Origin of the sequence: Gorillibacterium timonense, assembly GCF_001457415.1 — a bacterium.
Taxonomy (GTDB): domain Bacteria; phylum Bacillota; class Bacilli; order Paenibacillales; family NBRC-103111; genus Gorillibacterium; species Gorillibacterium timonense.
Genome location: NZ_LN881723.1, coordinates 329408 through 343027, shown reverse-complemented (window position 1 = coordinate 343027; position 13620 = coordinate 329408). Strand labels below are relative to the sequence as shown.

The 13620-nt window shown below is 54.5% G+C and carries 10 protein-coding genes and 1 pseudogene; 7 read left to right on the top strand and 4 right to left on the bottom strand.

Features of this window, described 5'->3' with window-relative positions; translation table 11 throughout:
- Nucleotides 1–1381: 1381 nt before the first annotated feature.
- Together BN2684_RS25485 and serS are read left to right on the top strand one after the other, a co-directional pair.
- Nucleotides 1382–1894: pseudogene (locus BN2684_RS25485) on the top strand (SbcC/MukB-like Walker B domain-containing protein); the annotation flags it as partial.
- A gap of 553 nt (nucleotides 1895–2447) precedes the next feature.
- Nucleotides 2448–3797 carry a serine--tRNA ligase gene (serS, locus tag BN2684_RS09400; RefSeq protein WP_058301916.1) on the top strand — a complete coding sequence of 450 codons (1350 nt, stop codon included), beginning with the start codon at nucleotides 2448–2450 and terminating at the stop codon, nucleotides 3795–3797.
- Between the two features lie 814 nt (nucleotides 3798–4611).
- Here serS and BN2684_RS09395 read toward each other — a convergent pair.
- Nucleotides 4612–5235, bottom strand: coding sequence for a GyrI-like domain-containing protein (locus tag BN2684_RS09395; RefSeq protein WP_058301915.1), 624 nt, complete (start codon nucleotides 5233–5235; stop codon nucleotides 4612–4614).
- Nucleotides 5236–5445: 210 nt separating this feature from the next.
- Here BN2684_RS09395 and BN2684_RS09390 point away from each other — a divergent pair, with 210 nt between their 5' ends.
- The 3 genes from BN2684_RS09390 to BN2684_RS09380 all read left to right on the top strand — a co-directional run bounded on the left by BN2684_RS09390 (nucleotide 5446) and on the right by BN2684_RS09380 (nucleotide 9092).
- Nucleotides 5446–5778 carry a PadR family transcriptional regulator gene (locus BN2684_RS09390; protein ID WP_058301914.1) on the top strand — a complete coding sequence of 111 codons (333 nt, stop codon included), beginning with the start codon at nucleotides 5446–5448 and terminating at the stop codon, nucleotides 5776–5778.
- Nucleotides 5775–7190 carry an FtsW/RodA/SpoVE family cell cycle protein gene (locus tag BN2684_RS09385; RefSeq protein ID WP_058301913.1) on the top strand — a complete coding sequence of 472 codons (1416 nt, stop codon included), beginning with the start codon at nucleotides 5775–5777 and terminating at the stop codon, nucleotides 7188–7190. Before BN2684_RS09390 ends, BN2684_RS09385 begins: the two co-directional genes overlap by 4 nt.
- Nucleotides 7191–7373: 183 nt before the next feature.
- The gene (locus BN2684_RS09380; protein ID WP_058301912.1) at nucleotides 7374–9092 is read left to right on the top strand and encodes a family 10 glycosylhydrolase; all 1719 of its coding nucleotides are present in this window, start codon (nucleotides 7374–7376) and stop codon (nucleotides 9090–9092) included.
- A 107-nt stretch (nucleotides 9093–9199) separates the two neighbouring features.
- On the opposite strand, the gene modB is transcribed toward BN2684_RS09380, so the two are convergent.
- Entirely contained in the window at nucleotides 9200–9877 is a 678-nt protein-coding gene (gene modB, locus BN2684_RS09375; protein WP_058301911.1) for a molybdate ABC transporter permease subunit, read from the bottom strand.
- Nucleotides 9874–10776, bottom strand: a complete 903-nt coding sequence (modA, locus tag BN2684_RS09370; protein ID WP_058301910.1) for a molybdate ABC transporter substrate-binding protein — start codon at nucleotides 10774–10776, stop codon at nucleotides 9874–9876. The genes modB and modA overlap by 4 nt, the downstream gene beginning before the upstream one ends.
- 215 nt (nucleotides 10777–10991) lie before the next feature.
- Between modA and BN2684_RS09365 the strand changes: the two genes are divergently transcribed.
- Nucleotides 10992–11966 carry a helix-turn-helix transcriptional regulator gene (locus BN2684_RS09365; protein ID WP_058301909.1) on the top strand — a complete coding sequence of 325 codons (975 nt, stop codon included), beginning with the start codon at nucleotides 10992–10994 and terminating at the stop codon, nucleotides 11964–11966.
- 193 nt (nucleotides 11967–12159) lie between these two features.
- The gene (locus BN2684_RS09360) at nucleotides 12160–12480 is read left to right on the top strand and encodes a P-II family nitrogen regulator (RefSeq protein ID WP_199825310.1); all 321 of its coding nucleotides are present in this window, start codon (nucleotides 12160–12162) and stop codon (nucleotides 12478–12480) included.
- A gap of 83 nt (nucleotides 12481–12563) precedes the next feature.
- On the opposite strand, the gene BN2684_RS09355 is transcribed toward BN2684_RS09360, so the two are convergent.
- Nucleotides 12564–13586, bottom strand: a complete 1023-nt coding sequence (locus BN2684_RS09355) for a ThiF family adenylyltransferase (protein ID WP_058301907.1) — start codon at nucleotides 13584–13586, stop codon at nucleotides 12564–12566.
- Between the last annotated feature and the right edge of the window lie 34 nt (nucleotides 13587–13620).

Genomic DNA, 13620 nt, shown 5'->3' with positions numbered 1-13620 from the left:
GAGCGCCGTTAGCGCCTCGTTCAGTACGAGCGGCAAGCGGGTCGCCGGGTGCTCATTGCGACTCCTCGCAAGGATGTCGTCCTCGAACTGCTTCCCCGGTTGAGAACGGCGTTTCCCACCGAGCGCATTGTCGCCCTGTATCGCGGCAGCGCTTGAGAAGCTCGCGGCCGATTGCCGCGAGCGCGGCTTCGCCATTCGGCAGGCGAGCTTCGAGCTCGACGCGCTGCTCCGCCGACTGGCGGACGCTTGTCCGCCAGAGCCGGAAGAAGCGGCTCGCGGGGAGGAACCCCCCGCCCTCGCTTCCATTGGGGCAAACAGCGCTTCGCCTGAAGCGGCGGATGTCGCAGTCGCCTCCTTCCTCGCGCAGCAGGTCCAAGCTGCAGCGGAGGAGTTCGCCGCCTGCGAACGCGAGCTGCGGCTGCTCGTTCGAGACGCCGACCCGCTTCTCGCGGCGGCGGAGCTTGACGCCCGCAAGCGAGCCGAGCACACCGCCCGGCAAGGCGCAGCGGAAGAAGCCGCCGTAGCAGCAAGCAAACGCGGTGCGGAAGCTCGCGAGCAAGCGGACGTATTGCTCGCCGCTTGGCTCGGTGCTTACGGCGGCCGCACGCCCGAGGTGCTGGCGGCGGAATGGACGGCGCTTGCGGACAAGGACCGCGCGGCGGATGCGCTCCGGGAGCGGCTGCGCAAGAGCGAGCCGTACCTGGACAACCTACTCGCTTCCATCAATCGCCTTCAGTTGGAGCTGGAAAGCCTCGGCCAGCAAAAGGTACGGCTGGAAACCGAGCAGGCTTCGCTTAAGCGGCAGTTGGAAGATCGGCTTGCCGGACTGAAGGAAAAGCTCGGAGGCGCGACCGGTACCGTGGAAGAGCAAATAGCGGAGACGCAGGAGCGGTTAGACCGTTTGCGCAAGCGGGAGCGGGAAGGCCGGGTTCTGCTCGACCAAGATGCTCGGGCTCTTGAGGAAGCGAATCACCGTGCTACTGCGGCACGTCAGGCGATCGAATCGGCGACGGCTTCCCTCGCCGATATTCGCAGCCGGTGGGAAGAAGCCTTATCCCGTACAATGTTCGCCGATGCGGAAGAGGTCGGGTCGTCTTTGTTGGATTCGTTTACCGAAGACAAGTGGCGTAAAGAGCTGCAGGCTTATCGGGAACGGGAAGCTCTTCTGCGTGAAAAACGAGCGGAACTGGAGCAAAAGCGTGCCGGTAGGATGGTAGCAGAGGATGAATGGCGGCTTGCCTCCGAACGGCTGACTGCCGCTCGCGAGGAAGACGAAGCGGCACTCGAACGCCGAGCTCGAGCTAACCGGGACCGGGAGGACGTGGAGGGCAAGCACACCCATTGGAAGGCGCTTGAAGAGCGCAAAAGCTCCACTGAGGTGCAGCTTGACCGAATGAGCAAGCTCCAGGCCGTGCTGCGCGGTAATGCGTTCATTGACTTTGTGGCCAAGGAACAGCTGCTGCAGGTCACCCGGGCAGCTTCCGATCGGCTGAGCCAATTGACGCATAGGAGATATGCCATCGAGGTGGACTCGGAGGGCGGGTTCATCATCCGGGACGACGCGAACGGTGGAATCAAACGGCCGGTCAGCACCCTTTCCGGTGGGGAGACGTTCCTGACCTCGCTCGCGCTGGCGCTCGCGTTATCCGCGCAAATTCAGCTAACCGGCGAATCGCCGCTGGAATTCTTTTTCCTGGATGAAGGCTTTGGCACCCTGGACCCGGAACTGCTTGATACCGTGGTCAGCGCCTTGGAACAGCTGCAAATGGAACGTTTGACCGTTGGCGTCATCAGCCATGTGCCGGAGCTGAGAGCCCGGCTGCCCAAGCGGCTCATTGTGGAGCCCGCCGAACCAGCCGGAGCCGGAAGCCGCATTACGCTGGAGACGATGTAGGCTCATCTGGGAACTTGCTGTGGCAGTTTGTTGCAACCCCCTTGCGGAAGCTGCCATGCCGCCGCTTCGAGCCGGGGCGTGAACTCGTATCGTTCGATCACGGTTGATACGAATCGGACGATCGAGTACGACTCCGATTCTGCAAGGAAAGCAGACGTTCAAGCTCACCTTCGGTTCTTCGCGGTTTGTTGCTCTTTCCGTTTTGTCTTCATCTCGTTTTGCCTTCGCCTCTTGTTTCCCTTTCACTCCTATGGTATATTGTCACTTACCATCTTGATAACTCGATTCGCCGATGATGAGATTCCAACTCGGAGGCGTTCTCGCCAGGTTATCGCGGGAGGGAGTTCGGTTTCGTCTTATACCGACTTCCCGCTCAGGAGCTTATCCCGCCGATCTCCAAGTGAACCGGACCGCCCGTTACCGCGGAACCAAGAGGTTCGAACCCGTCTGTCCGGTTCGTTCAAGTTGGGTGGCACCGCGAGCAAGCGCTCCTCGTCCCAAACGGATGAGGGCGCTTTTTGTTTGCAAATCCACCTACGAAGGAGTGTTACCCATGTTGGACATGAAGATCATCCGACAGCAGCCGGAACTCGTGCAGGCTGTGGCGAACCGCAAGGGAATCGAGGTATCGGTAGAACGGATTCTGGAACGGGACCGGCAAAAGAGAGAGATTCAGCAAAAAGTGGAGGAGCTGCGCCGGGAACGAAACGAACGGAGCGAGCGAATCGGACGCCTAATGCGGAGCAAGCCAAAGAAGGTCACGACTTCAGCCGCAGTCCAACGAGGTGCGCTTTATGAACCCGAACGAGCAGCTGTGAAAAAGATCAACGACGAGCTGGCCGCTTTGGAAACGGAGTGGACCAACGTCAGCCAAGAGCTCGAAGAGCTCTTGCTCCTCGTCCCGAATCTCGTATCGCCCGATACGCCGGAGGGGCTGTCGGATGCCGACAATGTGGAGCTGAAGCGGGTTGGAGAGCCGCCTCAATTCGCGTTTCCGACGCGCGACCATGTGGAACTGGGCGAATCGCTTGGGCTCATTGATATTTCACGCGGGGTGAAGGTGGCCGGAACCCGCAACTATTATTTGACCGGAATCGGAGCTATGCTTCATCGAGCAGTTCAACAGCTCGCAGTGGATCTCCTTATCAAGCGCGGTTTCACGCTGCTGGATGTTCCGCTTATGGTTCGGCCGGATGCGATGACGAGCACAGGCTTCTTCCCGTTCGGGCAGGATCAGGTGTATCGCGTGGAAGATGAGGGAAAATGCCTCGTCGGCACGTCCGAAGCTCCGCTTGTTGCCTATTATGGTGGGGAGATCGTCAATGTGAAGGAGCCGATCCGGTTGACAGCAGCCACCGCTTGCTTCCGCAGTGAAATCGGCTCGGCAGGGAGGGATGTTCGCGGGCTGTACCGGGTGCATCAATTCGCCAAGGTGGAGCAGGTGGTGATCTGCGAAGCGGATTATGAAATTTCGGAGCGATGTCACCAGGAGATTACTGCAAATGCCGAAGAGCTTCTCTCACTGCTTGAACTACCGTATCGGGTCGTAGCCGTCTGCATCGGCGACATGTCGCAGAAGACCTACAAGCAATTTGATATCGAGACCTGGATGCCCAGCCGGAATGCCTACGGCGAGACGCATTCAGCGTCGAACCTCGGTGATTTCCAAGCTCGCCGCGCCGGCATCCGCTACCGAGGGAAGGATAGCGAACTGCGCTACTGTCATACGCTGAACAATACGGCGGTGGCAACGCCGCGCATCTTGATCCCACTCCTTGAAAATCACCAGAATGAAGACGGCTCGGTAACCATCCCCGAGGCGTTGCGGCCTTACCTGAACGGAATGACGGTCATTCATCCAATCGCCGGGCCGAAAGAGCCGAATGGGACGATGACGATATAAATTAGATCGGATCAGATGGTCCTAGTAGGCCGTCAACCCCAATCGAATGAAATTGAAACGGTGTCAACCTGGAATGAAGCGAAGATAAAAGAAGGTGAGATATATCCCGCGAAAGTGGAGATGAATCAACGGCGTGATCTAGCTTGCGAAAATAATGGAGATGAACCAACGACGTGATATAGCTTGTGAAAATGGAGATGAATCAACGGTGTAATATAGCCTGCGAAAGTGGTTATGAGTCATCAAGTTGTCCACCTATAATGGACAATATGTATGGTTTTGTCTTTCGTAAGGTGGACAGTCCTGTCTGACTGAGATAGAGACGCCGATATGGGGTGGACGTCAATATACTGTTATCACCGACTGTATTTACACTAGATATAGACATTTTGGCGGCCTTAACGTGAGGAAGGGTCTATCTGCTCTTTGTCCACCTTCTAAAAAACAAAATAGGCAAAAATGTCCTTCTCACGCGCACAATATGGATGTTCATACTGGGGAAAGAAAAGACTTCAAATTTCAACGTTGAATGCGAAACCACTGATCGTCCGATTAAATAGGCCGTCAACTCTAAATGTTGAATTATCCTGCACCAGCTCAGACGGAGCCGAATCGGACAATGCTGGATCAACCACACGGGTTCAGACGGAGCCAAATCGGACAATGCTGGATCAACCGCACGGGTTCAGACGGAGCCAAATCGGACAATGCCGGATCAACCGTACGGGCTCAGACAGAGCCGAATCGGACAATGCCGGATCAACCGCACGGGTTCAGACGGAGTCGAATCAAATAACTTGGTCCGTCAACAAAGTTAATCTTCCTTGACCCGGTAACGAAGCACCGTCTTCAAGTTCTCCTTCGCGGTTTTCTCGAAGTTGCTTAGATAGATTTCGCGGTGCTCTCGGCTGCGAAGAGACAGCTTCTGCTCCTGCATAAACTGCTTCATCTTCTCGAAGCTGCGCGGCTCCTCGTCAAAGGAACCGATATGCAGCACCTGAACGCATAACCCTTCCTCTATACTCGAAAGCCTCACTTCCTGCAGCAAGGGGAGGGGCTTTTTCTTGTTTGCGGTATGGACAGCCCTTTCCGCGATTTCGTCCGTCACGAAATCCGGTTGACGGATCATCAAGGTATAGAGGAGTTGGTCTTTGTCCAGCGGATCATTCTCACCGGTCGTATTGGGCAAGCTCCATAGTCCCTCCAACGGATAAACGGTGTACTCCTGATAGCCTTCTGGGGTAACTCCGGTCTTTGGCATCATCCGGATGGCGTAGGCACAAGAATAGAGAGCCTCAATCCGTTCAGAAAATGCCGGGGTATTCGGATTTCCCTCTCCCGTAATGGCCAAAAAGCGCCAAGCTGGAATGTGTATGCGCTCCGGTTGTTCGCTCGGAAGATAAAACGCTTTTTCCTCTTTTCTCCATTCCTTTTTCATAGGGCATGTCCATCCTTTCGCCTTTTGGATTTCCTTTACACTACCAAATTGGGGGGACAGCTTGGATGTCCTCTTTACAGGATTAAAGGGATGGATTCATCTTAGTGAAAGATTTATAGAAATGAATGATTCATTTGACAGACCGTATACATAGATATACGATATATAATATATCTAGGTATTAGGAGAACGGATCGGAGAGGAGGACCCATGAAAATCAACAAGGAACTGATGAAAGGGAGCACCGTCATCTTGATCCTGACTCTCTTGGAGCGGAAACCGATGTATGGGTATGAGTTGACCAAGGAGCTGGAACGCGAATCGGATGGGCTTTTTACCTTGAAAGAAGGCACCTTATACCCCATTCTGCATTTGCTGGAGGCGGAGGGCTGCGTAGAGGCGGAGTGGAGCGAGCAGGAGGGACGCAAGCGGAAGTATTACCGGATTACGGCTGCAGGCAAAAAGCTGCTTGGGGAGAAAAAGCAGGAATGGCGCCTATTCGCACGTACGGTCGATCGGGTATTGGGGGAGGGAAACGCATGAGAAGGCTGGAAAAAGAACCTCGAATTCAGCTGTATCTGGATCAAGTCTGCAAACAGGTGCGAGCGAAGGCCATGCATCCGGAGCTGAGACTTGAGCTTCTTGGTCACCTGGAAGAAACGGTGGAGGAGCTGGATAAGGAAGGATTGAGAGAGGATTCCGCAATCCAGGCAGCCTTGCAGCAAATGGGAGATCCGCGAACGGTCGGAGAGGAGTTCGATCAAGCCCATCGTCCCCGGTTTGATGTGGGCTTCTTTGCAGCTATCGTGATCTTGGCCTTGCTTGGAATCGCACTTGCTTTTTCGGTTAATTCTGCGACGGAAGGTCGACTTGGGTCCCATAACGGTTTCTATCGAACGGCTGCCGCTGTCATCGGATTGGCCCTATTTTTTGTGATGAGGCTCTTTCCCTATCGGCTGCTCAGCCGCTTTCCAATGGGCTTTTACGGAGTGGCGTTGCTCCTGATCTATGTTTCCTTTGATGCAAGTGGGCCAAGTGGTGAAATCTACTTGTCGATAGGATCGTATGCTTTAAATGGTTCGGAGCTGGTCTCCGTCCTTTTCCTTCTCGCGTTGGCAGGTGCTGTTTCGAGCAAGCTGCCGTGGATGGACTCCGTTTCCGATTTCACCAAAATGCGACGGATAGGCTCAGCTTTCGGAAAACTACTCTATCTCACGAAGCTTGGATTCATTTTCTGGGTTATTCCCGGCCTTGCTTTCTTGAAATTCAATGACCTTTCCTCTTACTTCCTCTATGCGATATCTGCGGGTTTCCTTCTGTTTCTTGCCATTCATCGAACAGGCATGATGAGACGCGGGCCAGCTCAGAGGATTGGTTTACTTCGCCTCTCAAAAGTTACTGTCGGTCTAAGCGTCCTTGCCGCCTGCTTCATTTTGATTCCGTTCGTGTTGTCCGATAGCGTTCGCATCCTCAGGATGACCATGCATCGGTTGTTTAATGGAATGGACGGTTATCAAATCACTCAAGTGTCTATCGCCTTGGAAAAGGCAGGCTGGTGGGGACATGGCTTTGGAGCTCCATTCAAGTCGCTGCCTGCCTTTTATTCGGAGATGGCGTTTCCTTATTTCGTCTACAGCATGGGCTGGGCGGCGGGTCTCGCTCTGATCGCGCTTCTCTTGTATTTCACCGTCAGCCTGATCAGGCTTGCATGGGCGATTCGAGACCCATTTGGGCGCTGCTTGGGGGGAGGACTTGCTGCATTGCTCTTGACGAAAACGCTATGGAACCTCGCGATGTGCTTCCGGCTTGTTCCGATCATGGGGGTGTCGATACCGTTTTTCTCCTATGCTCCCACGTCCGTGCTATTGAATTTCGTCATGTGCGGTGTTCTCGGAAGCATCTTCCGCAACCGGAATCGGATGCCTTCTCCTGCACCCGTCCCCTCATCGAAGTAGAATCCCCCATGCGTAATAAGCTTCATTCCATCACCGCGCGATGCCTTTGGTCATTCAAGGGGCCGCACCAAGAAAATCCTATTTATTTTCACACCAACATGCAACTTTCATAGTCTCAGGAATCGTTATAAAGAGAGAGTCGAAAGGCTTCTTCTATTTCATTTACAGGTTCGGAGGAAAATGATGAACGTCCAAGCAAGGTTACTTCTTATGCTGGTGCTCGTGCTTCTCTGGCCGCTCACGGGCGGGTCCGAAGCGCGAGCGGCGTCCGACATCCGGTTAATTCTGGATGGGAAGGTTTTGACCACCGATGTGCCGCCTTACCTCAAGCCGAAGGTTTCGGTGACGATGGTTCCGCTTCGGGTGATTAGCGAGAGCTTTGGGGCGAAGGTCGATTGGTCTCCTTCGAAGAAAGCAGCTACTATCCAGATGGATGCGCAAACGATGGTTCTCACAGAAGGGCAAAAAACGGCTCTGGTAAATGGCGTTCCGATTGCTCTCGACGCATCGGTAGAGGTGGTTCGAGGGCGAACGATGGTGCCGATTCGTTTTGTGAGTGAGAAGCTGCTTGGTATTCAGGTTGTCTGGGATGCTCAGCAGCGTGCCGTTATTCTCACCTCCGGCCGAAATGGGGGAAGCGGGGAAACTCCTGGGTCCGGAACGGGAACGGGTGGAGTTCCTACTGTCCCTCCGGTTTCAACGACACCCACGACCTCTCCGACTCCAACGACATCCCCGACAACTCCTCCCGTGAAGCCGCCGGTAGTCAGCGCTTCGGAGGAGATGCGCGGAGTATGGGTTTCGACGGTGTTCAATCTGGATTGGCCGAGCTCGAAATCTTATGGCAACGTAGAAAAACAAAAAGCAGACTATATCCAACTCCTGGATGAGGTCCAAGCGATGGGTATGAATGCGGTGTTTGTTCAGGTTCGACCGTCCGCGGATGCTATCTATCCATCCCAGCTCGTTCCGTGGAGCTCCTATCTGACTGGGACTGCAGGCAAAGATCCGGGGTACGACCCGCTTCGCTTCCTCATTGACGAAACGCATCGGCGGAAGCTGGAGTTCCATGCCTGGTTCAATCCATTCCGGGCGACCACTGGTGCGGCTCCACAGCTTCCAGTCAATCATGTTGTGAACCAACATCCCGACTGGATCGTGAATTTTGGCGGCAAGCTGTATATCAACCCAGGAATTCCGGAAGCCCGCAAGCATGTCATCGATGCGATTTTGGAAGTCGTTCAGGGGTATGACATTGACGGAGTGCACCTGGACGATTATTTCTACCCGTCCGGGGAGACGGCGAACGCCCCATTCAACGACAACGCCACTTTCCAGAAATACAACGATGCCGGGATTGCCAATAAAGGTGATTGGCGGAGAGACAACATCAATCAGTTTGTTCACGACTTGTCGGAAGGGATCAAGGCGGTGAAACCGGGCCTCTCCTTCGGGATCAGTCCGTATGGGGTGTGGAGGAACAAGGCGGACGATCCGACCGGCTCCGATACGAAAGCGAGCATGACGGCTTACGACAGCACCTATGCCGATGTCCGGACATGGATTCAAAACGAATGGGTCGACTACGTAGCCCCGCAGCTCTATTGGAGCATGTCCCGGACGATCGTCCGTTACGATCTCCTTGCCGATTGGTGGGCGAATGAGGTTCGAGGAACGAAGGTAAAGCTCTATATCGGGCAAGCCCCTTATAAGCTGGGAACCTCCGAGGTGGGGTGGGACAATGCCCAAGAGCTGGTGAATCAGTTAGCCTATAACCGCAGCATTCCCGAAATACGCGGCAGCCTCTTCTTCAGCGCAAAGGATTTGCGGCGCAATCCTCTTGGACTCATCCCTCTTCTTCAAGCTTTTTACGGGAATTACAACCCGTCGGTTAGCGAATGAACGAGCATAAGAATGCCTAACCGACATCACAACAAAACGCTCGCCTCTCCACACAGAGAAGCGAGCGTCTTTGTTTTGCCTCAGGAGGGGGTCTGCGCGAAATGCCATCACTTCCACCGGAGACGGTTGGTCACTAGTATCATCGCGAAGGCGATGAAGATCGTGGCACCCGTCCAATACCAGGCCAGCGTCATCTTGCCTTGATCGACTGCCAAGTAGATGGCCATCGGCAGCGTCTGCGTGACCTTGGGGATGTTCCCGGCCACCATCAGCGTGGCGCCGAATTCGCCCAGCCCGCGGGCGAAGCCGAGGATGTAGCCGGTGAGCAGGGAACGCCAGGCGAGCGGAAGGCTGACATAGAGAAACACCTGGCGGTTGTTCGCTCCGATGGCCCGGGCGGCGGCTTCGAGATCGGGATCAATCTCGTCGAAGCCGGTTTTGGCCGATTGGTACATGAGCGGGAAGGCGACGATAACGGATGCGATGACGGCAGCCTCTGGCGTGAACAGCAGGCTGTAATCGAACGTCCCCTCCAATAACTTGCCGACCGGTCCCCTTCTGCCGAGAAGGACGAGCAGGAGAAAGCCCACGACGGTAGGCGGCAGCGCCAACGGCAGCATGAATAAGGTTTCGATGAGGATTTTTCCGGGAAACCGGGCGCGCCGCAGCTTCCAGGCGAAGTACATGCCGATGAGAAAGACGAGAACGCTCGCAAGCAGGGAGACTTTCAGTGATAGACCGATCGGAGCCCAGACGTCTCCCCATGCGACGTTATCCGGAATCATTCAGCAGCCAGGAAGCCGTGTTTCACAAAGATATCGATCGCTTCCTGCGAAGTCAGATAAGCGCAGAGAGCATCCGCTTCCGTCCGGTGCTCTGTTGCCTGTATGATTCCGATCGGATAGGTGATGGGGCTGTGGGCGCTGTTGTCCACGGTATAAGCGATCTTGGCTTTCGTGGAGGCGAGAGCATCGGTTTTATAGACAAACCCGGCTTCGGTGTTGCCTGTCTCGACGTAGTTCAGCACCTGTTTGACGTCTTTGGTGAAGACCATCTTGGGTTGAAGAGCATCCCAGAGACTGGCCTTCTCTAACGTTTCCTTGGTATAGCTGCCTGCCGGAACGGATTCGGGAGTGCCGACGGCCAGCTTTTTGAAACCGGCATCCTTCAAGTCTTCAAGCGAAGCCACCGTTTTGCCTCCTTCGGAAGGAACGACCACAACCAGCTCATTCAGCAGCAGATTTTTTTGGGTGGTCGAATCGATGAACTTGCCCTCGACCAGCGCTTTCATCTGCTTGGCTCCGGCGGAAAGGAACAGATCGGCCTTAGCGCCTTGTTCAATCTGTTTTTGCAGCGTTCCCGAAGCACCGAAGTTGAAGGCCAGCGTGACACCGGGGTGACTGGCTTCATAGATCGGCTTGATCTCTTCCAGGCTCTCGGTCAGGCTCGCGGCCGCGGAGACAATCAGCTGAACCTTGTCGCCGGCTGGAGCAACCGTTGGAGAAGCGGATTCGGAGGGAGCGAGCGAAGGCGAAACGCTAGGAGAATCGGTTGGAGCGGTTGAGGCGGAAGCAGAAGGCGAAGCGGAGGCGGCGGAATCGGACGATTTTCCACAGCCGGTCAATCCGAGCAGAAGTGCCAAAGAAAGAAGCAGCATCACCAATAAGGGGTTTCTGTTTTTCATGTTAGGCCTCCTCACATCACAAGTTATATCAAAATATAATCAGTTATAACTAACTTGTAAATAGATTTTGTGTGCGCAGTGCTGTCAAAATTGGCAGATTTGTGAAGATTCAGGAAGAGAACGGTTTCATTGCACTTTGGTAGACTCGCCTTTATGATAGAGAAAAGCACCGGTCATCGAGAGAACCGGAATGCCTCCGTGAGGAGTGAATGGACATGGAATCTGCCGTATCGTATACCCCGGAAGAGCTGGCCCAGCTGCTGCGCGTCTCCAAGCTGACGGTCTATGATCTGATCAAAAAAGGCGAGCTGCCCGCTTACCGGGTCGGCAAGCAGATGCGCGTAGATAGCGCGGATTTGGACCAGTACAAGCGCAAGATGCGCATGAGTGAGAACGCTGACGTTCGATTTGCATCAGACAGAGACAGTCGAGGGGGCGAGCGATCCGCTGTGCCTACTCCAGCGGCGGCCGCAAGCGATACCAATACGATCGTAATCACCGGGCAGGATCATCTGCTTGATCTCGTCGCTCGCCACATGGAGGAGCGCAGTTCCGCAAAACGTCCGCTCCGCTCGATGATGGGCAGTCTGGACGGGCTTTTTTCCCTGTACAGAGGGGAATCCGATCTAATCAGCACCCATCTGTTCGACGGAGATTCGGGGGAGTATAACCTGCCGTATATCCGGCGGATTCTGGTCGGATTTCCTTATGTGGTCGTACATCTGGCAGAACGCACAGCGGGGTTGTACGTCACCAAGGGCAACCCTCACGGCATCCGCAATTGGGCTGATCTGACGGTTCCTGGAATTCGCCTCGCCAATCGGGAAAAGGGGTCCGGTGCACGCGTCCTGTTGGAAGAGGAGCTGCGCATTCGCCATTTGAACGCGGCTTCCATCCTTGGATATGAGCGCGAATTCCGCAGTCACATGAGCGTAGCCAGCCAGGTCGCCGCAGGAAATGCCGATGTTGGCGTTGGCTCGGAGCGTGGTGCCTTGTCTGCCGACGTTGATTTTATACCTATGCGCCAGGAACGGATTGACTTGGTCATGCTGAAGAAGCCCGGAAATCGGGAGTGGATCAATGAATTGAAGGCGCTTCTCGCCTCTCCGGAATTCAAAGCGGAGCTAGGTCGACTCGGGGGATATGACTCAACCTCTACAGGCAAAGTGATCGGGGAATATGGAAAATAATAGTTGTTATAAAAACTAACACAAATGTTTTGTTTGAATGAAAATTTTGTGAAAATATTCAAAAAACCATTAAAAATGTTAGTTAAGCTTACACAATGTAATTGACCGAAACCGAGCCTGCCCGTATTCTGAGGGTGGGTTTTTTGTTTGAGGAACCCGAAGAGTCGATTAGGAAAGGGTGAGAGGTATGTTAATGGTCAGGGCCATCATTCGGCCGCAAAAGGTCAATGAGGTAATCTCGGCGCTTCTTGAAGCGGGATTTCCGTCGGTCACCAAGACGGAAGTGTCCGGTCGGGGAAAGCAGAGAGGGATCGAAGCGGGAGGTATTCATTACGATGAGATTGCGAAGGTCATGTTGATGATCGTTGTGGAGGATGACGACAAGGATGATCTGATCTCTATCATTATGCGCAATGCCAAAACACAGCCTAAGGGCCATTACGGAGATGGCAAAATCTTCGTAAGCCGAGTGGATGAGGCCTATACCATCAGTACCGGTACGAACAACCTGTAAAAAAACGAAAACGGCCTGTTCCAAGCTTCCTGATGTTTGCGGAGGCTGGACAGGTCGTTCGCGCGCGAACCGGCAGGTGAGGATCAACCGATAAGTCCGTGATAAAGCCGTTTCGCTTCCGCGATGCTGTTCGTTCCGTGAACCAGGACACGCCCATCCGGGAAAAAGACCAGCCTTTTATCTTCGTGCGAGTAAGAGAGAAGATAGGGGTTACGGTCGAGATGACCGTCGAGTCGCTCTAAGAGCTCGGCCAATTGATTCAGATTCAACGGCAGGCCATTCGAGGGACGAAGCTGAACAGTATCTCTCCCGCATAGGACGGCCGCTTTCAACCGGCTGCCTGCAGCCAAATGGGGATACGTGCGCTCGCTTCCGCAGGAGGGGCAACCCGGGTTGCGCATTCCGGATAAATCGACTTCGTAATGTTGGTTTCTCCACAAATCAAACGTGAGAAAGGTTTGGCGAAGATCCATTTCGTTCCCAGTAAGCAGCTTCAGGGCTTCCACGGTCTGGTGGGCGACGACCGCTTGAACAGCCGGGGCGACGATGCCGCCTATGTCGCAGGTTTCTCCCGTCATAATGCCGGAAGCGAGTAGACAACTGAGACAGGGGGTGGAGCCAGGGAGGATGGTAAAGCTCATGCCGGAGCTACCCACGCACGCTCCGTATATCCAGGGGATGCCATGCTTCTGGGCGAGGTCGTTGACGATGAGGCGGGTATCGAAATTATCGGTTCCGTCCATCAAGAGATCAGCACCTGGAACCAGTTTCTCCAGATCCGCGGGGGCGGCGTCCAAAACATGAGCGTGAATGACGACGTCGGGATTGATCTCGTTCAAGCGATTCCTTGCGGCGATGGCTTTGGGAAGCCTCGCTGCGGCATCTGCGTTACTGTATAGGGATTGTCGCTGCAGGTTACTTGATTCCACGTAATCCCTGTCAATGATCGTTAACGTACCAATTCCCGCGCGCGTTAATGTTTCGGCAATGCCAGAACCGAGTGCGCCTGCTCCAATGACAATGACATGCTTTTGCGAGAGTGCAGTCTGGCCGTTCTCGCCGATGGCGCGGAAACGAATTTGTCTGGAATAGCGGTCTTTATCCATGTGAAGGCCTCCTCGGCATCGGAGATATTAGCGT

Excerpts from the sequence above, each read along its gene's own strand:
- BN2684_RS09380 (WP_058301912.1), top strand. The coding sequence starts at position 7,374 with ATGAACGTCCAAGCAAGGTTACTTCTTATGCTGGTGCTCGTGCTTCTC.
- modA (WP_058301910.1), bottom strand. The coding sequence starts at position 10,776 with ATGAAAAACAGAAACCCCTTATTGGTGATGCTGCTTCTTTCTTTGGCA.
- BN2684_RS09355 (WP_058301907.1), bottom strand. The coding sequence starts at position 13,586 with ATGGATAAAGACCGCTATTCCAGACAAATTCGTTTCCGCGCCATCGGC.
- BN2684_RS09365 (WP_058301909.1), top strand. The coding sequence starts at position 10,992 with ATGGAATCTGCCGTATCGTATACCCCGGAAGAGCTGGCCCAGCTGCTG.
- BN2684_RS09385 (WP_058301913.1), top strand. The coding sequence starts at position 5,775 with ATGAGAAGGCTGGAAAAAGAACCTCGAATTCAGCTGTATCTGGATCAA.
- serS (WP_058301916.1), top strand. The coding sequence starts at position 2,448 with ATGTTGGACATGAAGATCATCCGACAGCAGCCGGAACTCGTGCAGGCT.
- BN2684_RS09360 (WP_199825310.1), top strand. The coding sequence starts at position 12,160 with ATGGTCAGGGCCATCATTCGGCCGCAAAAGGTCAATGAGGTAATCTCG.
- BN2684_RS09390 (WP_058301914.1), top strand. The coding sequence starts at position 5,446 with ATGAAAATCAACAAGGAACTGATGAAAGGGAGCACCGTCATCTTGATC.
- BN2684_RS09395 (WP_058301915.1), bottom strand. The coding sequence starts at position 5,235 with ATGAAAAAGGAATGGAGAAAAGAGGAAAAAGCGTTTTATCTTCCGAGC.
- modB (WP_058301911.1), bottom strand. The coding sequence starts at position 9,877 with ATGATTCCGGATAACGTCGCATGGGGAGACGTCTGGGCTCCGATCGGT.